The sequence below is a fragment of the Rhodococcus sp. NBC_00297 genome (genome assembly GCF_036173065.1).
GTDB lineage: Bacteria > Actinomycetota > Actinomycetes > Mycobacteriales > Mycobacteriaceae > Rhodococcoides.
On sequence record NZ_CP108041.1, the window covers coordinates 2,313,458 to 2,337,424 of the forward strand.

Here is a 23,967-nt window from a genome sequence, read left to right on the forward strand (position 1 = left end):
CCCGCATGAGTGGAGGCCTGGGTAACGGAGCAGTGGTCGCCGACCGCTATCGACTGCTCCGACTGATCGCGACCGGTGGAATGGGACAGGTCTGGGAAGCGACGGACAACCGGCTCGATCGCCGCGTCGCCGTCAAGATCCTCAAGCCGGAGTTCTCGGACGACCCCGAGTTCGTCGAACGGTTCCGTGTCGAGGCGCGCACGACCGCGCTGTTGAACCATCCCGGCATCGCCAACATCTACGACTACGGCGAGGTGCGGGACGCCAACGGGCAGTCGCTCGCGTATCTCGTCATGGAGCTCGTCATCGGCGAGCCCCTCAACACGGTGCTCACGCGCATGGGTCGGCTTCCGCTGGTCCACGCACTGGACATGCTCGAGCAGACCGGCCGCGCCCTGCAGGCCGCGCACCGCGCAGGCATCGTCCACCGTGACGTGAAGCCGGGCAACATCATGATCACGCCCGACGGGACGGTGAAGATCACCGACTTCGGCATCGCGAAGGCCGTGGACGCCTCGCCCGTCACGCGGACCGGCATGGTCATGGGCACCGCGCAGTACATCGCCCCCGAACAGGCGCTGGGTCAGGACGCGACGTCTGCGTCCGACGTGTACTCGCTCGGCGTCGTGGGCTACGAGGCCATCAGCGGGACCCGTCCGTTCGTCGGCGACGGCGCGCTGACGGTCGCGATGAAGCACGTGCGGGACGCCGCGCCGCCGCTTCCCGGCGATCTGCCGCAGCCGGTGCGGGAGCTCATCGAGATCACCATGACCAAGGACCCGGCCGCACGGTACGAGAACGGCGGGGAGTTCGCCGACGCGGTCGCTGCCGTGCGCGCCGGCCGGCGCCCGCCCGCCCCGGGCACGGCGTCCGGTACCGGTCGGGTCGCCCCGCCCGTCGGCGCCGTCGGTGGGCCGTCCAGCACCCGCATGATGACCACGTCCGCCACCGGCTACGCCGCCGCGGCAGCGGCCACACCACGATCACCGGAACCTGATCGTGACCGCGAATCGGGCATGACCCCCGGGCAGAAGGCCCTGGCCTGGGCTGCCGGTGGACTGCTCCTGCTCGCCGCCGTCGTCGCGTTCGGGCTGTTCGTCTTCACCGAGAGCAACGGTTCGACGCCCGTCGTCACCTCGACCACCACGGCGGCGCCCACCACGGAGCCGACCACCACCACGACGCGGCCGACGACCACCACCACCGAGCCCACGACGACGACCACCACCACCACCACGACCACCACGACGACGGAACCGACGACGACCACCACCGAGCCCACGACCACCGAGCCGACGACCACCACCACGACCACGACCGACGGGGGACTGTTCACCATCCCCGGTCTCGGCGGCGGGAACGGCAACGGCAACGGGGACGGCAACCCCTTCAACTACGCACCGGGAGGAGCGCGATGACCACACCGCGCAAGCTCTCGTCCCGGTACGACCTCGGGGAGATCCTCGGTTTCGGTGGCATGTCGGAGGTCCACCTCGCGAAGGACGGCCGTCTCGATCGCGACGTGGCCATCAAGGTGCTGCGTCAGGATCTGGCACGCGATCCCACGTTCTACCTGCGGTTCCGCCGCGAGGCGCAGAACGCTGCGGCACTGAACCATCCGGCGATCGTAGCGGTGTACGACACGGGTGAGGCGGAGACCGAGACGGGTCCGCTGCCCTACATCGTCATGGAGTACGTCGACGGCGACACGCTGCGCGACATCGTCCGCGCCGAGGGGCCGATGGCTCCCAAGCGTGCGATGGAGGTCATCGCCGACGTCTGCGCCGCCCTCGACTTCAGCCACCGCAACGGCATCGTGCACCGCGACGTCAAACCGGCCAACGTGATGATCAACCGCGCCGGTGCGGTCAAGGTCATGGACTTCGGCATCGCGCGGGCCATCGCCGACAGTTCGTCTCCGATGACGCAGACCGCTGCCGTCATCGGTACCGCCCAGTACCTGTCGCCAGAGCAGGCTCGCGGCGAACAGGTCGATGCGCGATCCGATGTCTACTCGCTGGGCTGCGTGCTGTTCGAGATCCTGACGGGCGAGCCGCCGTTCACGGGTGACTCCCCGGTCGCGGTCGCGTACCAGCACGTCCGGGAGGATCCGCGACTGCCGTCGTCGGTGAATCCGGACATCCCGCGGGAGCTGGACTCGATCATTCTCAAGGCGATGAGCAAGAACCCGGCCAATCGGTACCAGAGCGCCGCGGACATGCGCACCGATCTCATCCGCGTCCTCGGTGGCCAGCGGCCCAGTGCGCCGATGGTGATGAACGACGAGGATCGCACCACCATCCTCGGCTCGATGGATGCGCCGCGGTCCGGCGCTCGGCCGGCGTCCGACAACTCCGGCGAGCCTCGCCGGATCGCCCGCCACGCGCATCCCGACGCGGACGACGACGGAGACCGACCGCGCCGCAAGGGCGTGCGCGTCGCCGTCATGGCGCTCGCCGCCCTCGTGGTCGTCGGCATCGTCGGCGTCTTCCTGTGGAATCTCGGCCCCGGTGCGGAGGCCCGTTCGGTGACCGTCCCGGACGTGTCCGCGCAGACCGCCGACGCCGCCCGCACCACCCTCGAGAACGCGGGCTTCCGCGTCGACGTCCAGCAACGCTCCGACGCGACGGTGCCCGAGGGGTCCGTCATCGGCACGCGACCCGTGTCCGGCACGACGGTCGACGAGAACAGCACCCTCGTTCTCGAGGTGTCCACCGGTCCGGAGCAGATCCAGGTCCCCCAGTTGGCAGGACTGACGCAGAGCGCTGCGGAACAGGCACTGGTGCAGGCCGGTCTCGCTCTCGACCCGTCGATCGGCCGGGCCGCGTCGTCTCGCGCGGACGTCGACAAGGTCATCGGTCAGGAGCCGGCTCGCGGATCGTCGATGGCTCAGGGCTCGTCGGTACGCATCACGCTCGGATCGGGACCGCGTCAGGTGCGGGTACCCGACGTGGTCGGTCAGAACATCGAGGTCGCTCAGCCCAACATCGCGGGTGCCGGTTTCCTCGTCGACCGCCAGAACGTCGACTCGACGCTCCCGGCCGGTCAGGTGGTCGCCACGACGCCCGCGGGCGGCAGCAACGCCACCGACGGCGACACCGTGGTGGTGCGGGTGTCCAACGGATCGCAGTTCGAGATCCCGGACCTGGCAGGCCAGACCCCGGTCCAGGCCGTCGACCTCCTCCGCTCCGCCGGCTGGGAGGGCACCATCGCCGAGATCGACCAGGTCGACGTCCAGACGTCGGACCTCACGCAGGTCAACCGCGTTCAGCAGCAGGCGGTCGCGCCGGGGACGGCAATCGCCAAGACGGCGCGCGTCAACGTGACCGTCGGCAAGTTCGGGCTCTGACCCGACGCGGCGCCGTGCTCAGACGCGGGCGGCGCTCTCGAGCTCGGCCACCAGGCCCGGTTCGGGAGCCTCGCCGCACACGGCGAGCCAGTTCGCCAGCATGCGGTGACCACCCTGCGTCATGACCGACTCGGGGTGGAACTGCACGCCGTGGATCGGCAGCTCCCGGTGGCGCATCGCCATGACGATGCCGCTCTCGGTGCGCGCGGTCACCTCGAGGTCGTCCGGGATCGTGTCCTCCCGCACCGTCAACGAGTGGTAGCGCGTCGCGGTGAACGGATCCGGCAACCCTGCCAGCACGCCGTCTCCGGAGTGGTGGACGACGCTGGTCTTGCCGTGCAGAAGTTCCGGCGCGCGTTCGACCACACCGCCGAAGGAGGCACCGATGGCCTGGTGTCCGAGGCACACGCCGAGCAGGGGCGTTGCCGACGAGGCGCAGGCCTGCACCATGTCCATGGTGACGCCGGCACGCTGCGGCGTGCCGGGTCCGGGACTGAGCAGCACTCCGTCCACCTCCGCCACGGCGGCCTCGACATCGAGCACCCCGGGGTCGTCGTTCCGCAGCACTCGGGCCCGTGTCCCCAGCTGGCCGAGGTACTGGACCAGGTTGAACACGAAGCTGTCGTAGTTGTCGACGACGAGGATGCGCATGTCACAAGACTAATGCCGCACGGGTGGGAGCTCGGCTGCAGGTTATCGTGGACGTGAGCAGTGAGCATCCCCACCGTGGCTCACACCCGCCCGCCTGCAGTCCGGTACGAGAGTTCGAGGTCATCCATGCCCAAGTCGAAGGTCCGCAAGAAGCCCGACTACACGATCGATCCGGCGTCGCGGACGCCCGTCAAGGTCAAGGCCGCGCCGTCGAGCACGCTGTATCTGTCGGTCATGTTCGGTTTCATGGTGCTCGGTCTGGTGTATCTCATCGTGTACTACCTCGCCCAGGACAGCATCGGCTGGATGTCGGATCTGGGGGCCTACAACCTGCTGATCGGCTTCGGTTTCTGGATTGTCGGTCTCGTCATGACGATGAAATGGCGCTGACCGGGGCTTCCTCCGCCATGCGCGCCGAAATTACACGCGTGTTGTTCATCCACACTGTGGATAACTTCTGTGGATAACTTGTCCACAGGTGGCCGCGAGGCGCCGCAGTCCTGGTCCACACCCCTCGCCGCCGTGGCCGCGCTGGCGGTGGGAGCCGCTGCACTCGCCGCCGCTGCCGTCGCCACGACGGGTGATCCGGCCGGCCGCGCGCTCATCGGACTCGCCGCACTGGCAGCCCTGGCGCTGGCTGTGCTGGCCGCGGTCCAACGTCCGAAGTTGAGTGTCGACGGCGACCTCCTGCGCATCAGAACTCTGCGCGGAACCCGCGACTACGGGCGCGACGACGTGCTCTCACTGCGTCTGGTCCCGTACCCGCGGCTCGGTCGACGGGTTCCGATGCTGGAGATGGACGTGACCGACGGCGACGACGAGCGACTCGTCATCTTCGGTCGCTGGGACCTCGGGGCCGATCCGCGCGCCGTGTTCGACACTCTCGAGCTGCACGGGTGGGTCGACGCGGGCTGGTCGCAGCGGGACTAGCCCACCACGAGAGTCGGAGCGAGCGTCGCGGCACGCAGACCGATCAGCGCCAGGGCGAGCAGCCCGACGCCGGCGATGCCGAACCATCCCAGTCGGCGTGACCGACGAGCGTCCGAACCGGTGACGAACAGCACCGCGGCCGTGGCGGCGGCACCGGCGGCGAGCCCGCCGAGGTGTCCCCACAGGGAGATACCGGGGATCGCGATGCTCAGCACCACGTTGAGCCCGATCACGACGAGCACCGGGGTGGGGCTGCGGCGCAGCCGGACGAGGATCACGGCCTGTGCACCGAGGAGGCCGAACACGGCGCCGGATGCTCCGACCGTCGCCACCAGGGGGCTGGACAGCCACATCACCGCCGCGGCGCCGCCCAGCAGCGCGACGACGTACACGGCGAGGTATCGCGAGCGTCCGAGCACCAGTTCGCAATCGCGCCCGATGACGTACAGGGCGAACATGTTCACGGCGAGGTGCACGATGCCGGAGTGCAGGAAACCACTGCCCAGGATGCGGACGACATCGCCGTCGGCCACCAGGAGCGGGACGAGCTGCCAGCTGCGGAACAGCGAGCTCGACTGGTTCGCCAGGCCGCCGGACTGAGCGGCCGTGAGGGCGAACACGAGGATGTTCAGTGCCATCAGCGCGTAGGTGACGACGGGGGTGGAGACGGTCCTGCTGACACCGCCGGCCATCGTGCGGGCACGCGGGATCGACCCTGCTGCCTGTGCCACGCAGTCGACACAGTGCTGACCCACCGCGGCGGGCCGCAGGCATTCCGGGCAGGCCGGTCGGTCGCACCGGGTGCAGGACAGGCCGGTGGGCCGATCGGGGTGGCGCACGCAGGCAGGGAGGGGCGGCACCGGAGCGCCGCCCCATCCTGGTCCTGTCATGTCACACCGATCTCGCGACGGGGGACCGTGTCGGTCGAATCAGGCAATGGTGACGGATTCGATGACGACGTCGTTCACGGGGCGATCGCCGCGGCCGGTCGCGGTCGAGCCGATCTCGTCGACGACCTTCTGCGACGCGGGATCGATGACCTCGCCGAAGATGGTGTGGCGACGGTTGAGATGCGGCGTCGGGCCGACGGTGATGAAGAACTGCGAACCGTTGGTGCCGGGGCCCGCGTTCGCCATGGCGAGCAGGTACGGACGGTCGAACGACAGCTCGGGGTGGAACTCGTCACCGAACTTGTATCCGGGACCACCCGTGCCGGTGCCGGTGGGGTCACCACCCTGGAGCATGAAGCCCGCGATGACGCGGTGGAAGATCGCGCCGTCGTAGAAGGGTCCCTCGGAGGAGCCCGACGCGTTCTTCGTGCTGTAGTCCTTGGTGCCCTGCGCGAGACCGACGAAGTTCTCGACCGTCTTCGGCGCGTGGTTGCCGAAGAGGGCGATCACGATGTCGCCGTGATTCGTGTGCAGGGTCGCGGTCTGAGTCTGTAGAGGTGAGGTCACAACACCATGGTGCCACCCGGGGAATGTGCAAGGGTGAACGGATGACGTCAACACCCGACAGTGCCACCGCCAAGAAGGCGCTCGGCATCGCCCGTGACACCGCCCTCACGCTCGCGAAGGGCCCCGCAGCAACAGGTTTCGTCGTCACTCGCAAGGGGGTGTCGGTCCTCCGGTCGCGACGCGCCCAGCAGCGTGCCGCTCGTCCCGCACCCGTGCGTGCGGCGGCGCCCGTTCGACGCGGTCGGTTCGTGCCCGGCCGCCGCGCCGGCGTGATCGGACTGCTCGTCCTCCTCGGCGCCGGCGCTGTCGCGTTCTCCCGCTCGCGCCGCACCGAGCTGCCCCCTCCCGCCGCCGAGCCGCCGAGCCTGGGCACGCCGACGACCAACGGTCACCAGGCGCCCTGACACTGCTCCGCCGGTCAGAGCACCCCGAGCACGAACCGCGCCACGTCGGCCAGGTCCATGGTTCGTGGGGCGGGTGGGCTCGGCACTCCGGCCACCACCTCGGCCACGGCCCGTGCCGACACGCTTCCCGGTTCCAGGTAGTCGGCATGGCCCACGGTGCCCGCCGTGTCCAGCGCCTCGGTGTCGGGTCGCTCGCTGGGATCGGGCCCGAACCGTCCCAGATCGGCGACGGGGTCCCACGCCGCCTCGGCGACGTGCACCGGGCCCGGCGCGGCGGCGGCGGCGCGGTCGCTCCATCCGGGCGAGCCCATCACCACCACGGCGTCGACGGGGCCACCGGCCTCGATGGCCTGCGCCGCGACGACGGTGCCGTAGGAGTGCGCCACCAGCGTCACCTCCGGAACATCACCACCGTGTCGACGATCGCCGAGCGCCTCGAGAACGCCGACGAGTGCCGGCGCGCCGGCCGCGGCCGGTGCGGTCGAGGCCACGCTGCGCCCGGGCTCGACGAGCTCCGTGTTCCATTGCGGCGCTTCGTATCCGAGCCACGACACACCTGCGGTGACGGAGCCGGGTGACAGCGCACCCGCCTCGGTGACGAGTGCCGCCGTCTCGCCGTCGTGTCGCGCGATCGACCCCGCCACCGTCGTCCCGGCGCCCGGAACCACCACCGCCACCCGATCCGCACCGTCGAGGTCGCCGACGGACACCGCCGCCAGGGTGCGGCGCGCACCCGCCTCGTAGTGCACCAGACGGCGCTCGGGTCGCGCGAGCACCTCGATCAGCGCGTCGATGGCCGCCAGGCGCTGCCGCGTCTCGGCGAGTCCCGCGTCCACGTTCGAGAACGCGCCCCCGAACGCGGCGTCGTCGAGTCGCGCGGACAAGTCCCGTTCGGCGACGACGAGGCGCTCACGGTCCTCGGCCATCCGCGCCCGGTTGGCGGTGTCGAGCACCGCCACGGCCCTCGTGGGCGCCGACTCCGGCGGCGCGTCTCCGCCTGCCCTGGTCAGGTCCTCGGCGACCGTGCGATCCAGTTCGGCGAGGGCGCCCGTCCGATCCGCGGGATCCCATCGCGACAGGGCTGCACGGTCGTCACCCGCGCGGGCGAGGACGTCCGCGATCCGACCCAACACGTCCGCTCGCGTCGACAGCTCCGCTGCCGTACCCACGACGCCCGACCGAGCGGCGTCGGCCGCCGCTCCCTCCCACCCGGGCAGCCGCCCGATCGCGGTCGTGCGATCGACCAGCACGCGCAGGCGAGTCCCCGCGGACACCACCCTCGTGTGCATGCTCCACATGTCCGGTGCTGTCCAGACCACCGACTCGCTCACGCCGACCCCCGTCGTTCCCGGACGGCACGTGACGGCCGCCTCGAGCGGACAGTGGACCAGATGGAGCCGGCGGGCCTCGCTGCGTCGTCCACAGCCCGGGGAACGAGCCGTCAGCGCCGCTCGGCAGGCACTCCGGTGTCCTCGATGACGGCCCTGGGCACCGGCGTGGACATCTGTTGGGCACCTCGGCTGCGCTTGGCCTTGTAGAGCTCGGCGTCGGCGGCCCGGTAGATTTCCGACCACTTGCGCACGGTGGGCATGCAGACCAGTCCGACGCTCCACTCGGCCGAGTGCGCTGCCCGCAGCCGCTCCAGAAGGGTCGCCGCCTCGCCCTCACCGGTTCCCGGCATGAACAGCACGAACTCGTCGCCGCCGAGACGGCCGAGGACGTCGCCCTTGCGCAGCTGACCGCGCCACGCTGCCGAGACCCGCTCGAGCAGTACGTCGCCGGCGATGTGCCCGTAGATGTCGTTCACGGTCTTGAAGTTGTCGAGATCGAGAACCGCCATGCTCACCGGCAGACCACGAGAGGCGAAGACTGGGAGCAGTTTCTCGACGCGGTCCTCGAGGCCCTGACGGTTGAGGAGTCCGGTCAGGGCGTCCCGCGACGCCGAGTGCCGCATGCGCCGCGAGTGGGAGCCGAAGAACTCGGCGGCGGCCACGATGCCCAGCGCGGTGAGGACGTAACCCACCATCGGAATGGTCGACGGCGACAGCGCGGCCGCCACGACCGATCCCACCGTCAGCACGCTCACCCACACCCAGCCGCCGCGCTCACTCCAGTACCCCGCGAGCTGCATGCCCAGGAACATCGCCGCCTGACTCAGCAGCAGGTACGCCACCGGTCCGTCCGACGTGAGGAACATCGCGCACAGCGACGCGACGGCGCCGCCCGTCACGATGCCCAGCGTGCGAGGCGAGGTCGGACGCGGGCCGAAGTGCAGGACGGCCGCACCGAGGAGTTGGAGACCTGCCGCGAGGACCATGACCACGGTTCCGGTGGTCGTGCCCGAGAACGCGACGGCACCGGCGATGAAGAGAACGGCGGTGGGACAGAGATAGACCACCATCGCGGTGCTCGCTTCTGTTCCTCGTCCGGGGTTCACGCGTCAAGTATCGACGATGAGGCGCGCAGTGGTGGACGAAGCATCGCCGGTGGGCATGGTGACATGTCCAGAGACGAGAACACCCTGCTCCGGCATGCGGAACAGGGTGTGGTCGTGACTGTGGAGCCTAGGAGATTCGAACTCCTGACATCTGCCTTGCAAAGGCAGCGCTCTACCAACTGAGCTAAGGCCCCGGATCGACATCCGGCAGACGATGCCACCGCGTACTCTCCACGCGGATCGCGCGAACAGTGACGGCAACGACGACCGACGTCACGAGGGCGGGGAGAAGAATCCTCACGGACATCCTTTCTCGCTCTCGTTCGTGGGCCTAGGAGGACTTGAACCTCCGACCTCTTCCTTATCAGGGAAGCGCTCTAACCGCCTGAGCTATAGGCCCGCACTCGGCTCGCAGAGCACGGTGGAACGTGCTGTGCTGACCGAGGAACGAGATTACCGCACACACGGCGCGAGACCAAAACGCCGGTGTGCGGTGGGTCAGTCCCGGTCCGCCAGCGTCACTTCCAGGCCACCGACGAGGTCGGAGCACAGGTTGTAGATGAACGTGCCGATGGTCGTCAGTGCTGTGAACAGCACCACGTTGATGAGACCGATGACGGCGGCGTAGCCGAAGATCTGGCCGGCCGACACCAACCCGGACTCGCCGGACGTGGCGACGATGTCGGAGAACGCATTGTTCAGTCGATCCCACACGCCCATGCCGTCGAGCACCATGTACAGCAGCCCGACGGCCACCATCCAGACGAAGAACAGCGACACGGAGATCACGAGCGACAGCTTCAACATCGACCACGGATCGATCTTGCGCACCTGGACGGTCGCGCGCAGCGGCTCACCGGACTCCGACGATCGCGCCGTCATCATCGGGGTGGCGCGCTCGGTGCGCTGCTCCTCCTGCTGCGGGTGACGGACCGTCGAGAGGTCCGGCATGTCGGTGGGCAGGTCGTTCCGCGCGATGTTGCGCGTCGGCCCGTCGATCACCGCAGCCTTGGCCGTCGCCTCGGCGGGACGCCCCTGGCGGGGACGGTCCTGACCGTCCGTCGGACGTGCAGCGGGCTGCACGGTCGTCCGGGCCTGGCCCTGGTCCGGACGAGCTTGCTCGGGAGCGCGGCCCGCCGGAGCGGGACGGCTCTGCAGGTTCGTCTGCGGCTGCCGCTGAGGTGGCTGCTGCTCCCGCACGGGAGCCTGCTGGGAGTCCGGTGTCCGAGCCGGACGGGGACCCTGATGGCCGGGGTCCTGCCGAGCAGGGTCCTGCCGAGCGGAGTCCTGCTGCACCCCGTCCTGGCGCGCGCCGTCCTGCTGGGCAGGCGGCCACGCCGCGGGCGGGCGAGGTGCCGGGGGTCCGCCGGCAGGCCGTGGGGCCTGACGGTCGGACGTGGTGCTCGGCGCGGGGCGTCCGTTTCCGGTGGACCCGGGCTGTTCGGGAGTACTCACTGCGCTCATGACTCCTTGGATCCGTCGGCCTCGGCGATCGCGAGGTCCTCCGGCTCGTCCGCGTTGCGTGCGATGGCCAGCAGGTTGTCGCCGTCTCCGAGGTTCATCAGCCGAACGCCCTTGGTCTGGCGTCCTGCCTTGCGAACCTGACGAGCCGCGGTGCGGATGACACCGCCGCTCGAGGTGATGGCGTAGAGCTCGTCGTCGTCCTCGACGATGAGCGCTCCCACCAGGGTGCCACGACGCGGGTCGTACTGAATGGTCAGCACGCCCTTGCCACCGCGGCCCTGCGGGGGGTAGTCCTCCATCGCGGTGCGCTTCGCGTAGCCACCGGACGTGGCGACCAGCAGGTACGTGCCGTCCTTCACCACGTTCAGGGAGAGCAGTGCGTCCTCGCCGTTGAAGCGCATTCCCTGGACACCCGAAGTGGCGCGGCCCATCGGGCGCAGCACCTCGTCGGTGGCCGAGAAGCGGATCGACTGGCCCTGAGCGGACACGAGCAGCAGGTCGTCCGAATTGGTGCACAGCACGGCTCCGACCAACTCGTCGTCGCCACGCAGGTTGACGGCCACGATGCCACCGGAACGGTTGGAGTCGAAGTCGGCCAACTTGGACTTCTTCACCAGACCGGCCTTCGTCGCGAGCACCAGGTACGGCGCGTCGTCGTAGGTCTTGATCTGAATGATCTGCGCGATCCGCTCGTCCGGCTGGAACGCCAACAGGTTGGCGACGTGCTGTCCGCGGGCCGTGCGGTTGGCCTCGGGGAGCTCGTACGCCTTGGCCCGGTAGACCCGGCCCTTCGTGGTGAAGAACAGGATCCAGTCGTGCGTCGAGCAGACGAAGAACTTGCTGACGATGTCGTCCTGCTTGAGACCCGCGCCCTGCACACCCTTGCCGCCGCGCTTCTGCGATCGGTAGAGGTCGGTCCGCGTGCGCTTGGCATACCCCGTCTCCGTGATGGTGACCACGACGTTCTCACGCGCGATCAGGTCCTCGTCGCTGACGTCGCCGTCGGCCGCGATGATCCGGGTACGACGATCGTCGCCGAACTTGTCGACGATCTCCTTCAGCTCCGAGCGCACGATCTCCCGCTGACGCTCCGGACGGTCCAGGATGTCCTGCAGGTCCGCGATCTCGATCTCGATCGCGGCGAGCTCGTCGACGATGCGCTGCCGTTCGAGGGCAGCGAGGCGACGCAGCTGCATCGCGAGGATGGCGTCCGCCTGGATCTGATCGACGTCGAGCAGGTCCATCAGGCCCTGGCGTGCGACGTCGGCGTCGGCGGACCGGCGGATCAACGCGATGACCTCGTCGAGGGCGTCGAGCGCCTTCACCAGTCCGCGCAGGATGTGGGCCCGCTCCTCGGCCTTCCGCAACCGGTACCGCGTACGACGGACGATCACGTCGAGCTGGTGGGTCACGTACAGCTTGATCATCTGGTCGATCCGCAGGGTGCGCGGAACGCCGTCGACGATCGAGAGCATGTTGGCGCCGAAGCTCGTCTGCAACTGGCTGTGCTTGTAGAGGTTGTTCAGCACCACCTTCGCGACCGCGTCGCGACGCAGCTTGATGACGATGCGCATACCGACGCGGTCGGACGACTGATCCTCGATGTCGGAGATGCCGGCGATGCGGCCGTCCTTCAGCTGCTCGGCGATCGAGGCGATCATGTTGTCCGGGTTCACCTGGAACGGCAGCTCGGTGACGACGATCTGCGTGCCGCCGCGCTCCCCCTCCTCGATGTCGACCACGCCGCGCATGCGGATCGATCCGCGACCGGTGCGGTACGCGTCCTCGATGCCCTGCGATCCGACGATGAGACCGTGAGTGGGGAAGTCCGGTCCCTTGATCCGCTCGATCATCGCCTCGAGGGCGACCTCTTCACTGGCCTCGTAGTTGTCCAACATCCAGTACACACCCTCGGCGAGTTCCCGAAGGTTGTGCGGCGGAACGTTGGTCGCCATGCCGACCGCGATGCCGCCACTGCCGTTGGCGAGCAGGTTGGGGAACCGGGCGGGCAGCACGGTCGGCTCGAGGGTCCGGCCGTCGTAGTTCGCGATGAAGTCGACGGTCTCCTCCTCGATGTCCGCGAGCATCTGCATCGCGAGAGGAGTGAGCCGACACTCGGTGTACCGCATGGCCGCCGGGCCGTCGTTGCCGCGGGAACCGAAGTTGCCCTGACCGTCGACGAGCGGGTACCGCATGGACCACGGCTGCGCCATGCGCACGAGGGTGTCGTAGATCGAGCTGTCGCCGTGGGGGTGGTAGTTGCCCATGGTCTCGGCCACCGGTCGAGCCGACTTCACGTATCCGCGATCGGGTCGATATCCGTTGTCGAACATGGCGTACAGCACGCGGCGGTGCACGGGCTTGAGACCGTCGCGCACCTCCGGGAGTGCTCGACCGACGATGACGCTCATCGCGTAGTCGATGTAGCTGTTCTGCATCTCCTGCTGGATGTCGACCAGCTCGATGCGGTCGGACGTGGGTCCGTCGCCGCCGGTGGGGGGCAGGGTGGTGTCTGTCATTGCATTCTCCTAGCGCGGCGCTCGGGGCGCGGAGCGCCTATACGTCGAGGAAACGAACGTCCTTGGCATTACGGGTGATGAAGCTGCGGCGGGCCTCGACGTCCTCACCCATGAGGATGGAGAAGAGTTCGTCGGCGGCGGCAGCGTCGTCCAGAGTCACTTGACGCAGCACGCGCACGCTCGGATCCATCGTGGTCTCCCACAGTTCCTTCGCGTTCATCTCGCCCAGGCCTTTGTAGCGCTGGATGCCGTCGTCCTTGTTGATCTTCTTGCCCGACGCCAGGCCGGCCTCGATCAGTCCGTCGCGCTCCCGATCGGAGTAGGCGAACTCGGGATCCGCACCTCGCTGCCACTTGAGCTTGTACAGCGGCGGCATGGCCAGGTAGACGTAGCCGTGCTCCACGAGAGGCCGCATGAAGCGGAACAGCAAGGTGAGCAACAGAGTCGAGATGTGCTGGCCGTCGACGTCGGCGTCGGCCATCAGCACGATCTTGTGATAGCGCAGCTTCGCGATGTCGAACTCGTCGTGGATGCCGGTGCCGAACGCCGTGATGATCGACTGGACCTCGGTGTTCTTGAGGACACGGTCGATGCGGGCCTTCTCGACGTTGATGATCTTGCCGCGCAACGGAAGAATGGCCTGATACATCGAGTCGCGACCGGACTTGGCGGAGCCGCCGGCCGAGTCGCCCTCCACGATGTAGATCTCGCACTTCGACGGATCGTTGGAACGGCAGTCCGCGAGCTTGCCCGGCAGTCCACCGATGTCGGTGGCGCTCTTGCGCCGCACCAGATCTCGCGCACGACGAGCAGCTGTGCGCGCCTGCATCGAGGCGACGGCCTTGGAGATGATGAGCTTGGCCTCGGCGGGATTCGCCTCGAACCAGTGCGTGAGGTGTTCGCCGGCGGCCTTCTGCACGAAGGACTTCACCTCGGTGTTGCCGAGCTTGGTCTTCGTCTGGCCCTCGAACTGCGGCTCACCGACCTTGACGGAGATGATGGCGGCGAGACCCTCGCGGATGTCGTCTCCGGTGAGGATGCCGTCCTTCTCCTTGACGAGCTTCTTCTCGTTGGCGTACTTCTTCACGACGTTGGTCAGCGCGGAGCGGAACCCCTCCTCGTGCGTACCGCCCTCGTGCGTGTTGATCGTGTTGGCGAACGTGTGCACGGACTCCGCGTACGTCGAGTTCCACTGCATCGCGATCTCGAGTTCGTGGCCCGGGCCCTTGGCCGAGAAACCGATGACCGACGGATGCTGCGGCGTCTTCGCACGGTTGATGTAGCGGACGTAGTCCTCGAGACCACCGGGGTAGTGGTAGGTCCGGGTCTTGATCTTGGCCGGTGCTCCCGACGGCTCCTCGGCGTCCGCCTTGGGCGTCTCCGCCAGCTCGCTCTCGGAGGCCTCGTCGGCGATGCGCTCGATGTCCGAGGCGCGCTCGTCGGTGAGGACGATGGTGAGTCCCTTGTTCAGGAACGCCATCTCCTGCAGGCGACGCGCGACCGTGTCGAACTTGAAGACGGTCTCCTCGAAGATGTCCGCGTCCGGCCAGAACGAGATCGCCGTACCCGTGCGCTTCGTCGGCTCGCCCTTGATCAGCTCGCCGGGGACGGAGCGCGTGTAGGTCTGCTCCCAGTGGAAGCCGTCGTTGTCGACCTGCGCGAGCAGGGTCGTCGACAGGGCGTTGACCACCGAGATACCCACGCCGTGCAGGCCGCCCGACACCGCGTAGGAGTCGGAGTCGAACTTGCCGCCGGCGTGCAGCTGGGTCATGACGACCTCGATGGTCGGGATGCCCGAGGAGTGCATGCCGACGGGAATACCGCGACCGTCGTCGACGACGCGCACGCCGCCGTCGGCGAGAAGGGTGACCTCCACCGTGGTGGCATGACCTGCCATCGCCTCGTCGACGGAGTTGTCGACGACCTCCCAGATCAGGTGGTGCAGGCCGCGCTCTCCGGTGGAACCGATGTACATACCGGGTCGCTTGCGTACCGCCTCGAGTCCTTCGAGGACGGTGATCGACGACGCGTCGTATTCCTTCGGCTTGTCGCTCTTGCCTGCCTTGGGGTCAGCCACGGTCAGCTGTTCTCCTTCTCGACTACGCTCCCCCGACACTCACCTCGATCGGTGAGGACGGCAGAGGACCTCGACCCGAAAAAATGCGCTCGGGGACGCATGCCCCTCGCGCTCGGTGGTCTTTACCGGTCCATCGTACCGGTAAAGCGTGGGTCGCGGCTCACGTCGACACCCGAAACGGCCCCTCATTGCGTCGGAGACGGACTTTTCTCGTGTTCCGCGGCTCATTTCGTGGGTACGGGGGCTCCGCGCGTCAGAGATCGAGCGTCAGCCGCTCGCCTGCGGAGCGCGACACACAGATCAGCATGTGATCCTCGCGCTCGTCGTCGGCGAGGCGTCGGTCCCGGTGCTCGGGAGCGCCGGCCAGAACCTTCACCTTGCACGTTCCGCAGAAGCCCTGGCGGCACGAGTACGGCACACCCGGGACGACCTCGCGGATCACGTCGAGTGCCGTCCGGTCCGCCGCGACGTCGAGCACCGTCCCGGACGACGCGAGTTCGACACTGAACGGGGATCCGGCGACGACGGGCGGCGGCGAGAACCGCTCGTAGTGCAGACGCGTCGCTCCCGTCGCCGGGACACCCTCGCGCACCAGAGCCAGCATCGGCGGCGGACCGCAGCAGTAGACGGATCCGCCGTCCGGCGCGTGGCGGAGAAGATCCGCTGCGGTGGGCAACCCGTCGACGTCGTCGGTCCGGACGGTCACACGCTCCTGGTCCCACGTCGACACCTCGTCGAGGAACGGCATCGACTGCCGTGAGCGTCCGCTGTAGACCAGATGCCAGTCCATGCCGAGGGCACGGGCCCGCCGCACCATCGGGATGATCGCGGTGATGCCGATACCACCGGCCACGAACAACGCGGATCCGGACGCGTAGAACGGAAAAGCGTTGCGCGGACCGGTGACCGAGAGTCTGTCTCCCACCTCGAGGGTGTGCATCTCGGCCGAACCGCCGCCGCCGTCCGGTACCAGTCGCACCGCGATCGAGTACGCGTCCTTCTCGAGCGGGTCACCGCACAGCGAGTACTGCCGGCGACGCCCCGAGGGGAGCACGAGGTCGAGGTGGCTGCCCGGATGCCACGGCGGGACGTCGCCGCCGTCGACTCGGCGAAGCGTCAGCCCGACCACGTTCTCGTCCCGGCACAGCGTGAAACGCTCGGAGACCGCCATCGTGTGCGTCCGCGTCTGGACCGGCGCCGCACGCGCCTTGTACTTCGAGTGATCCAGGATGGCGAACAGTTTGTCCAGCCCGTCCGTGATCTGCGCCAGCGACTCGTCCATGCCGCCCTTGCCGAGCAGATCCTCGGGAATCGTCCGGGACGCGCGGTACTCGCGAACGGCCGCCATGGCTCGTGCGAACGTGCGATCGCCCATCAGACCGTGGCGGCCCTCGCCGCCGGGGAGGTGGCGAGGTACGCGACTGCCAACGAGGTGGATCCCTCCTTGGACGGGTGGTAGTCCTTCCGCAGGTACCGCACGGACGCCTTGCCGACGGCCTTGGCGGTGGGGAACAACCCGCGCTGCGTGACGGCCCTGATCTGCTTCAGCGTGTAGCTGCGCTGATCGTCCGTCAGCGTCGGGTCGTTCTTCATGAGGAAGCGGAGACCGCGGCCCCACATGACCACGACGGTCGGTGCGACGAGAAGGTAGGTACGCGTGCGGCGGAACCGTCGCGTGTCGAAGTACTGCAACACGTCGTAGGCCACGGCGCGGTGCTCCACCTCCTCGGCCCCGTGCCAGCGCACGAGGTCCAGCATGCGGGGATCCACGTCCGCCTCGTCCAGGCCTTTCTCCGTCAGCACCCACATGCCGAGGAACGACGTGAGGTGCTCGATGGCGGCGATCAGGGCCAGGCGCTCGACGAGGCTGTTCTTGGTGTTCGTCGACCTCTTGTCGAGAGCGACCCGGAAGACGTACTCCATCTGCTTCACGTACGGCGCCGGGTCCAGGCCCTGGTCGGCCAGGAACGTGTGGATGCCCGAGTGCGCCTGCGCGTGCATGGCCTCCTGGCCGATGAAGCCGATCACGTCGGCGCGCAGCTTCTCGTCGTGGATCAACGGCAGCGCCTCCTTGAACACGCGCACGAACCACTCCTCGCCCTCGGGGAGGAACAGGTGCATCACGTTCATGAGGTGCGTGGCCAGGGGGTCACCGTCCATGTAGTGCATGCGCATGGACTCCCAGTCGAACGAGACGTTGCGCGCCTGCAGGACGACGGGTCCTGGATCGTCGTTCATCATCGGGTCCTTTCGTGGCTGATCATTCGATCATTCGCCGCAGAGCGCGAGTTCGGATCGGATCCACCGTGACGCTGTCCCCGATCACCACGTCCGGTCGTTTCCCCGTGAAACGCTACGCACCCTCGTGACATCGATCAATGGGCCCGCGGGTTCACCCGTAGGTGTCACGAGGTCCGCGACCCGACACGTGACGGTCGCCCTTCTTCCAACTGGGCGCAGCGGGACCGGTGATACGCAGCGACGTGACCACACCGTGGCCCACGGACGCGGCGATCTTCGCGAGGATCTGCGACTGCATCAACCGCAACTGGGTCGCCCACGCCGTGGACTCCGCCGACACCGCCAGCACGCCGTCCCGGACGGACACCGGCTCCGCGTGCGCCGCGATGTCCTCACCCACCACCTGGGGCCACCGGCCGAGCACCGTGCCCTCGTCCACCTTCGCCGACCAGCCACGCGACGCTGCGAGCGTCTTCGCGAGCGACCCGAGTGCCTGGGGATCACGGTCGTCGGGCCTCGAGCCGGACCAGGTGCGCGACCGTCGCGGCCGGCGTTGCGTCGACGCGCGACCCTGCCCCACGGCCTTGCCGTTGGCCTTGGCCGCCGCACGCGCGTTCTCGAGCGCACGCCGCGCGATGTCCGCTCCGCGCAGCGGGGGCTCGGCCGGATCGCTGCCGGACGGCGTCTCGTCCGTCATGACTCCTCCTCCACGTGGCTCGTGTCGACATCAGTATCGGACGTGCCTCCGACAGAATCCGACCCGGACACCTCGGTCAGTTCCGATCTGCGTGCACCCTCGGTCTCGTGGGCACGCACGTCCATGCGGCGCGCTCGCAACTCGGGCGGCACGTCCTCGGGCACTGCCGCGGTCACCAACACCTGCTCCGCCGTCACCGCGACCCCCGCCAGGGCGGTCCGCCGCGCACGATCGAGTTCGGCGAAGACGTCGTCGAGGAGGAGCACGGGATCCGAACCCTCGGAACGCAGCAACTCGAAAGCGCCGAGCCGCAGGGACAGTGCGAAGGACCACGACTCGCCGTGACTCGCGAACCCCTTGGCAGGATCGGTTCCGAGTACGAGGTCGAGATCGTCACGATGCGGGCCGACGAGGGTGACACCGCGTTCGATCTCCCGTGTCCGCATCACCGAGAGCTGTTGCAGGAAGGCTGCTTCGAGCACCTCGACGTCGTCCGGTTCCTCCGTTCGATCCAGCGCGAGCATCTCGGGGGGCATGGCGTCGGCGAGACTGCTCCGGTACGCGATGGCCGCAGGCCGCGACGACGGTGCGATCCGGCGGTAGGCGTCGACGACGAAGGGACCGACGTCGCGTACCGCGCGCAGCCGGTGCTCCACGATCTCGGCACCGAAGCCGGCGAGCTGCCCGTCCCACACGTCGAGCGTGGCCAACGCGTTCGCGCCGTCGCTCGACGACGATCCGCGTCGCAGAACCCCGCTCGCGCTCTTGAGTAGCGCGGACCTCTGCCGGAGAACGCGGTCGTAATCCGCACGGACAGCGGCCATTCGAGGAGACCGCGCGACGATCAGCTCATCGAGGTAGCGGCGCCGCTCGCTCGGATCGCCGCGCACCATCGCCAGATCCTCGGGTGCGAACAGCACCGTGTTCAGGATGCCCAGCACCTCCCGTGTCCGCCGCACCGGAGAAGTGTTGATGCGAGCGCGATTCGCCCGCCCGTCGTTGATCTCCACGTCGACGGTGAGCTCGCGACCGAGGTTGACGACGGACGCCCGCACGAGAGCGCGTTCCGCACCCGTCCGGATGAGCGGAGCATCGGCCGACACCCGGTGCGACGACAGCGTCGCGACGTACCCCAGTGCCTCGAGAATGTTGGTCTTCCCGTGGCCGTTGGGACCGACGAACACCGTCACCCCCGGCGCGAGATCCACCGAGAGTTGTTGCCAGGAACGAAAATCGACCAGGGTCGCCGAGCGGACGAACACTTACGCGCCGGTGCTCTCCGTGTTGGGGGCACGCTGCACCGCGTGTCCACCGAACTGGTTGCGCAGCGCGGACACCGCCTTCATGGCGGGCGAATCCACCTGTCGCGACGCGAATCTCGCGAACAGTGCCGCGGAGATGACGGGAGCCGGCACCGAGTGTCGGATCGCCTCCTCGACGGTCCAGCGTCCTTCACCGGAATCCTGTGTGTAGCCGGAGATGTCGGTGAATCCCGGATCTTCCTGCAGAGCCTTCACCAGGAGATCGAGCAACCACGACCGTACGACGGTGCCCTTGGTCCACGCACGCACCACACCGGTGACGTCCTCGATGAGATCCTCCGCGGCGAGGAGCTCGTACCCCTCGGCGTAGGCGTGCATGAGGCCGTACTCGATACCGTTGTGCACCATCTTCGCGTAGTGACCCGCGCCCACCGGGCCGGCGTGGACGAAGCCGTCCGCCCGCTCGCCCTCGGGACGCAACGCATCGAACACGGGCATGGCGCGCTCGACGTCCGCAGCAGCACCGCCGACCATGAGGCCGTACCCGTTCTCCAGGCCCCAGACGCCGCCCGAGACGCCGGCGTCGACATAGCCGATGCCCTTCGCGGACAACAGTTCCGCGTGCACCGCGTCATCGGTGAAGCGCGAGTTGCCGCCGTCGATCACGAGGTCGCCCTCGGACAGCACGCCGGCCAGAGTGGTGACGGTGTCGCGTGTGACGGGGCCGGACGGCACCATCACCCAGACGATGCGGGGAGCGGGGAGCGCGGCGGCGAGGGCCTCGAGCGACTCGACGTCGGTGACCTCCGGCCGCGGATCGTAACCGGTGACCTCGATGTCGTGGCGCCGCAGGCGCTCACGCATGTTGAAGCCCATCTTGCCGAGACCGACCAACCCGATGTTCATGCGTGGCTTCCTTTCGATGGACCTGCGCCGGTGCCTCGCGAGCGACTCAGCCCGGAAGGCGTACCGGCATGAGCAGGTACGTGTACGCACTCTTCGGTGCGCTGAACGTTCCGGTCTCGTCCGGCTCGAGCTCGTCCTCACCCGCCGGGCGCAGCACTGCGGGCCGGCTCGGTGTGGTGAACCCGAAGGACACCCGCTCGGAGCGCAGCGAGTTGAGACCGTCGATGAGATACCCGGGATTGAACGCGATCACCAGGGGCTCGCCCTGGAAGTTCGCCTCGATCGACTCCTCGGCCCGACCTGCATCGTCGCCGCCGGCGGACAGAGTGACCGTGTCGGCCGAGAACTCGAGGCGGACCTGCGCCCCACGCTCGGCGAGCAGAGCGACACGCTTGATGGCCTCGAGGAGGGGAGCGATGGGCACGCTGGCGACCGCGGTGTGCCCGGACGGCAGCAACTGTCGGAACTTCGGGAACTCTGCGTCGAGCAGACGGGTGGTGGTGCGGCGGCCGTCGCTGACGATGCCCAGGAGGCCGTCGTTGCCGATGTGCGATGCGGAGCCCAGAGCGAGCTCGACGCCCGATTCCGCGCCGCCACCAATGCTTTTCGCGGACTCGGACAGGGTCTTGGCGGGGATGAGGACCGCGGCGGCCGTGCCGGGTGCGGCCGGAGTCCAGTCGAGTTCGCGCACGGCGAGACGGAACCGGTCGGTAGCGGCGAGCACCACGGAGTCGCCGTCGATCTCCATGCGGATACCGGTGAGCATCGGGAGCGTGTCGTCACGGCCCGCGGCGATGGCCACCTGGCTGATGGCCTCGGCGAACACGTCGACCGGGACGGTGCCCGTCTGCGACGGCAGTTCGGGGAGTTGCGGGTAGTCCTCCACCGGCATCGTGGGAAGAGAGAACTTGGCACTGCCGCACGTGATGAGCACCTTGGTCCCGTCGACCGAGACGTCGACCGGCTTGTTCGGCAGCGAGCGCGTGATGTCGGCGAGCAGCTTGCCCGACACGAGCACCTGGCCTCCGCCGGCGACCTCCACGGGAACGCGTACCTGGGCCGACACCTCGTAGTCGAAGCCGGAGACCGTCAGTCCGGAGTCGTCGACCGACAGCAGCACACCGCCGAGGACGGGAACCGCGGGACGGGACGGGAGCGATCGCGCCACCCAGGCCACCGAATCGGAGAAATCTTCTCGAGCAACTCGAAACTTCACACTGCCAAGCTCCATCGCCCGGTTGATCCTCTCGCTGACCTGCTCCACACGAGTCGGTGGGCAAACCACACCGTATGCCCTCGAGCGCGTGCTGAAAAGTCGGGGTTCGTCTCGATCCGAGGCCTCGGAGGCGGTTGTGAATGGATCCGTCCCCACCCTGTTTTCAAAGAGATGTTCCTAGGAAGAAATACAAGCAGTAGTCATAGGTCCTGTGGAATCTGTGGACCGACCCTGTCCGGTGCTGGTGGCACGGCGTGGCGGCTCGAGGATGAACCCGGGCATCACGACGGGCTCGGTGCGGGTCACATGTGGACGGACGGTGGACTCGGTGCAAACTACAGATTTCATCCCCGGGGTATCCACGTTATTCACACAGTTGTCCACAGGTGTGTATCGAGCAGAATCGGCCCGGATCCCGGCCGAACTCGTCTCCGTTCGGGGCTCCGTACCGACGAGAACGGCCGCCCGCATCGCCGCGGGGGCGAGTCGAACGGCCGTGGACACTCGGAGGGGTCAGCGCTTGGAGCGCTGCTTCACGCGAGCGGTGAGCTCCTGCACCTGGTTGTACGTACGGTGCCGCTCGGCCATCTCCTTGCGGATCTTCTTGTCGGCGTACATGACGGTGGTGTGGTCACGGCCGAACGTCTGACCGATCTTGGGCAGCGACAGATCGGTCAGCTCGCGGCACAGATACATCGCGATCTGTCGCGCCTGCGCCAGCGCGCGGGCCTTGCCGGGGCCGCACAGTTCCTCGATCGAGGTGTCGAAGTACTCCGCGGTGACGGCCATGATCGTCGCCGCCGTGATCTCCAGTCCCGTCGAGTCCGGCATCAGATCTCGGAGAACGGCCTCGGCGAGCGCGGTGTCCAGGTTGTGCCCGTTGAGCGACGCGAAGGCCGTGACTCGGATGAGCGCGCCCTCGAGCTCACGGATGTTCCGCTCGATCCGGCTCGCGATGAGTTCGAGCACCTCGTGGGGCACGTCGAGGCGGTCCATCTGCGCCTTCTTGCTCAGGATCGCGATACGCGTCTCGAGCTCGGGCGGTTGCACGTCGGTGATGAGGCCCCACTCGAAGCGGGTGCGCAGTCGTTCCTCGAGGGTCGCGAGCTGCTTGGGCGGCCGATCGGAGGAGACCACGATCTGCTTGTTCGCGTTGTGCAGCGTGTTGAAGGTGTGGAAGAACTCCTCCTGGATACCTTCCTTGCCCTCGATGAACTGGATGTCGTCGACCAGCAGGACGTCCGTCTCGCGGTAGCGGCGCTTGAACGCGACCTTGCGGTCGTCTCGAAGGCTGTTGATGAAGTCGTTGGTGAACTCCTCGGTGGACACGTACTTCACACGCATGCCGGGAAACAGACGTTGGGCGTAGTGGCCGGCGGCGTGCAGCAGGTGCGTCTTCCCCAGTCCGGACGCACCCCAGACGAACAGCGGGTTGTACGCCCGCGCCGGAGCCTCCGCGATGGCGACGGCGGCCGCGTGGGCGAACCGGTTGGAGGCGCCGATGACGAAGGTGTCGAACGTGTACTTCGCGTTGAGGCTGGTGCTGCCCGTCGGAGTGGACGTCGAGCGCGGCGGCACCGTGTACGAGGTGGGCCACGAGTTCTGGACGCTGGTCAGAGCGTCCCGGTCGTCGTCGACCTCCTCGTGATCGCCGTAGTCACTGCTCTCGGAGTCGGACGGCTCGCCCGCGGTGGACTCGGTGAGCAGGCGCCGGCGATACACGGGTGCACTGTGTGCGGTATCGGGGCGACGTTCGGTGTCGACGGGTGTGGGAACGTCCGAGAGGTCGGCGTCGGCTCCGGGCGCCAGCCGGACACCGAGCCCCTCGACCGGGCGGTCGAGGTGGCGACCGAGGGCCGCGAGGATGGGTTCACGCAGACCGCGCTCGACCGCCTCCTGCGCGATCGGCGACGGAACCGAGAGCAGAGCGAAACCTTGCGCCAGAGTGATGGGGCGGACGAGAGCGAGCCACGCCTTCTGGGCGCGAGACAGGGAGGACCCGGAATTCGACTCCGCGGTGAGCTCGGCGACGACGCTCGGCCATACAGCGGCCAAGACGTCCGGATCGTCCTCCACGGTGCCTCCCCAGGGCCGTGGCGTGACCGCGGCCGTCGATGATGCTGCGGTGCCTCGAGGGCCCCGCCGACGACACGAATATGCCACCCGACCTGTGTTTCCACATAATTATCCACAGCTGTGGACAAACGACACCGGTGTAGCTCGACGGCATCTCGCACGGAGACGTGCCGGAGCAATGGCGTTCTGACCTGCGGCGATGCAGAGCCTTGGTGAGAGATCCCCACCGACGGGGCGAGACGTCGTCACCCGCACAGCGAAGTTAGCAGGCTCGTCGGCGC

The 23,967-nt window shown here is 68.2% G+C and carries 20 protein-coding genes and 2 tRNA genes; 5 read left to right on the forward strand and 17 right to left on the reverse strand.

What is annotated here, in order from left to right; genetic code table 11:
• Positions 1-5: 5 nt before the first annotated feature.
• Complete coding sequence (locus OG947_RS11060; RefSeq protein WP_307096892.1) at positions 6-1,418, forward strand: serine/threonine-protein kinase; 1,413 nt, start codon at positions 6-8, stop codon at positions 1,416-1,418.
• Positions 1,415-3,349, forward strand: coding sequence for a Stk1 family PASTA domain-containing Ser/Thr kinase (pknB, locus tag OG947_RS11065; RefSeq protein ID WP_328811851.1), 1,935 nt, complete (start codon positions 1,415-1,417; stop codon positions 3,347-3,349). Before OG947_RS11060 ends, pknB begins: the two co-directional genes overlap by 4 nt.
• Positions 3,350-3,367: 18 nt before the next feature.
• Here pknB and OG947_RS11070 read toward each other — a convergent pair whose 3' ends face one another.
• On the reverse strand, positions 3,368-4,000 hold the full coding sequence (locus OG947_RS11070) for an aminodeoxychorismate/anthranilate synthase component II (RefSeq protein ID WP_027505929.1): 633 nt from the start codon (positions 3,998-4,000) through the stop codon (positions 3,368-3,370).
• Between the two features lie 126 nt (positions 4,001-4,126).
• On the opposite strand from OG947_RS11070, the gene crgA reads away from it, so the two are divergent.
• Together crgA and OG947_RS11080 are read left to right on the forward strand one after the other, a co-directional pair.
• On the forward strand, positions 4,127-4,390 hold the full coding sequence (gene crgA, locus OG947_RS11075) for a cell division protein CrgA (RefSeq protein ID WP_027505930.1): 264 nt from the start codon (positions 4,127-4,129) through the stop codon (positions 4,388-4,390).
• A gap of 78 nt (positions 4,391-4,468) precedes the next feature.
• Positions 4,469-4,930, forward strand: coding sequence for a PH domain-containing protein (locus OG947_RS11080; protein WP_328811852.1), 462 nt, complete (start codon positions 4,469-4,471; stop codon positions 4,928-4,930).
• On the opposite strand, the gene OG947_RS11085 is transcribed toward OG947_RS11080, so the two are convergent.
• Positions 4,927-5,820, reverse strand: a complete 894-nt coding sequence (locus OG947_RS11085; RefSeq protein WP_328811853.1) for a rhomboid family intramembrane serine protease — start codon at positions 5,818-5,820, stop codon at positions 4,927-4,929. The two genes, OG947_RS11080 and OG947_RS11085, sit on opposite strands and share 4 nt — an antisense overlap.
• Positions 5,821-5,859: 39 nt before the next feature.
• Complete coding sequence (locus tag OG947_RS11090) at positions 5,860-6,387, reverse strand: peptidylprolyl isomerase (RefSeq protein ID WP_027505933.1); 528 nt, start codon at positions 6,385-6,387, stop codon at positions 5,860-5,862.
• Between the two features lie 41 nt (positions 6,388-6,428).
• Here OG947_RS11090 and OG947_RS11095 point away from each other — a divergent pair, with 41 nt between their 5' ends.
• Positions 6,429-6,791: a hypothetical protein gene (locus tag OG947_RS11095; RefSeq protein ID WP_056695686.1), complete on the forward strand. Its 363-nt coding sequence runs from the start codon at positions 6,429-6,431 to the stop codon at positions 6,789-6,791.
• A gap of 14 nt (positions 6,792-6,805) precedes the next feature.
• Here the strand turns inward: OG947_RS11095 and OG947_RS11100 are convergent, their stop codons facing one another.
• The 14 genes from OG947_RS11100 to dnaA all read right to left on the reverse strand — a co-directional run bounded on the left by OG947_RS11100 (position 6,806) and on the right by dnaA (position 23,686).
• Positions 6,806-8,122 carry an alpha/beta hydrolase gene (locus OG947_RS11100; protein WP_328811854.1) on the reverse strand — a complete coding sequence of 439 codons (1,317 nt, stop codon included), beginning with the start codon at positions 8,120-8,122 and terminating at the stop codon, positions 6,806-6,808.
• A gap of 110 nt (positions 8,123-8,232) precedes the next feature.
• On the reverse strand, positions 8,233-9,228 hold the full coding sequence (locus OG947_RS11105) for a GGDEF domain-containing protein (protein WP_328811855.1): 996 nt from the start codon (positions 9,226-9,228) through the stop codon (positions 8,233-8,235).
• A 121-nt stretch (positions 9,229-9,349) separates the two neighbouring features.
• A tRNA-Ala gene (locus OG947_RS11110) sits at positions 9,350-9,422 on the reverse strand.
• 132 nt (positions 9,423-9,554) lie between these two features.
• Positions 9,555-9,628, reverse strand: a tRNA-Ile gene (locus OG947_RS11115).
• A gap of 98 nt (positions 9,629-9,726) precedes the next feature.
• Positions 9,727-10,692 carry a DUF3566 domain-containing protein gene (locus OG947_RS11120; protein WP_328811856.1) on the reverse strand — a complete coding sequence of 322 codons (966 nt, stop codon included), beginning with the start codon at positions 10,690-10,692 and terminating at the stop codon, positions 9,727-9,729.
• Positions 10,689-13,211, reverse strand: a complete 2,523-nt coding sequence (gene gyrA, locus OG947_RS11125) for a DNA gyrase subunit A (protein WP_027505935.1) — start codon at positions 13,209-13,211, stop codon at positions 10,689-10,691. Before gyrA ends, OG947_RS11120 begins: the two co-directional genes overlap by 4 nt.
• Positions 13,212-13,248: 37 nt before the next feature.
• On the reverse strand, positions 13,249-15,288 hold the full coding sequence (gyrB, locus tag OG947_RS11130) for a DNA topoisomerase (ATP-hydrolyzing) subunit B (protein ID WP_027505936.1): 2,040 nt from the start codon (positions 15,286-15,288) through the stop codon (positions 13,249-13,251).
• A gap of 253 nt (positions 15,289-15,541) precedes the next feature.
• A complete protein-coding gene (locus OG947_RS11135) occupies positions 15,542-16,636 on the reverse strand; it encodes a PDR/VanB family oxidoreductase (RefSeq protein ID WP_222632697.1) in 1,095 nt (364 codons plus the stop codon).
• 26 nt (positions 16,637-16,662) lie between these two features.
• Complete coding sequence (locus OG947_RS11140) at positions 16,663-17,529, reverse strand: metal-dependent hydrolase (RefSeq protein WP_027505938.1); 867 nt, start codon at positions 17,527-17,529, stop codon at positions 16,663-16,665.
• A gap of 151 nt (positions 17,530-17,680) precedes the next feature.
• On the reverse strand, positions 17,681-18,226 hold the full coding sequence (locus OG947_RS11145) for a DUF721 family protein (protein WP_027505939.1): 546 nt from the start codon (positions 18,224-18,226) through the stop codon (positions 17,681-17,683).
• A complete protein-coding gene (gene recF, locus OG947_RS11150) occupies positions 18,223-19,488 on the reverse strand; it encodes a DNA replication/repair protein RecF (RefSeq protein ID WP_222632468.1) in 1,266 nt (421 codons plus the stop codon). The genes OG947_RS11145 and recF overlap by 4 nt, the downstream gene beginning before the upstream one ends.
• Positions 19,489-20,394, reverse strand: coding sequence for a phosphogluconate dehydrogenase (NAD(+)-dependent, decarboxylating) (gene gnd, locus OG947_RS11155; RefSeq protein WP_027505941.1), 906 nt, complete (start codon positions 20,392-20,394; stop codon positions 19,489-19,491).
• 46 nt (positions 20,395-20,440) lie between these two features.
• Positions 20,441-21,625 (reverse strand): DNA polymerase III subunit beta, encoded by a 1,185-nt coding sequence (dnaN, locus tag OG947_RS11160; protein ID WP_328811857.1) that lies wholly within the window; start codon positions 21,623-21,625, stop codon positions 20,441-20,443.
• A 498-nt stretch (positions 21,626-22,123) separates the two neighbouring features.
• Positions 22,124-23,686 carry a chromosomal replication initiator protein DnaA gene (gene dnaA / locus OG947_RS11165; RefSeq protein ID WP_027505943.1) on the reverse strand — a complete coding sequence of 521 codons (1,563 nt, stop codon included), beginning with the start codon at positions 23,684-23,686 and terminating at the stop codon, positions 22,124-22,126.
• Positions 23,687-23,967 lie beyond the last annotated feature (281 nt).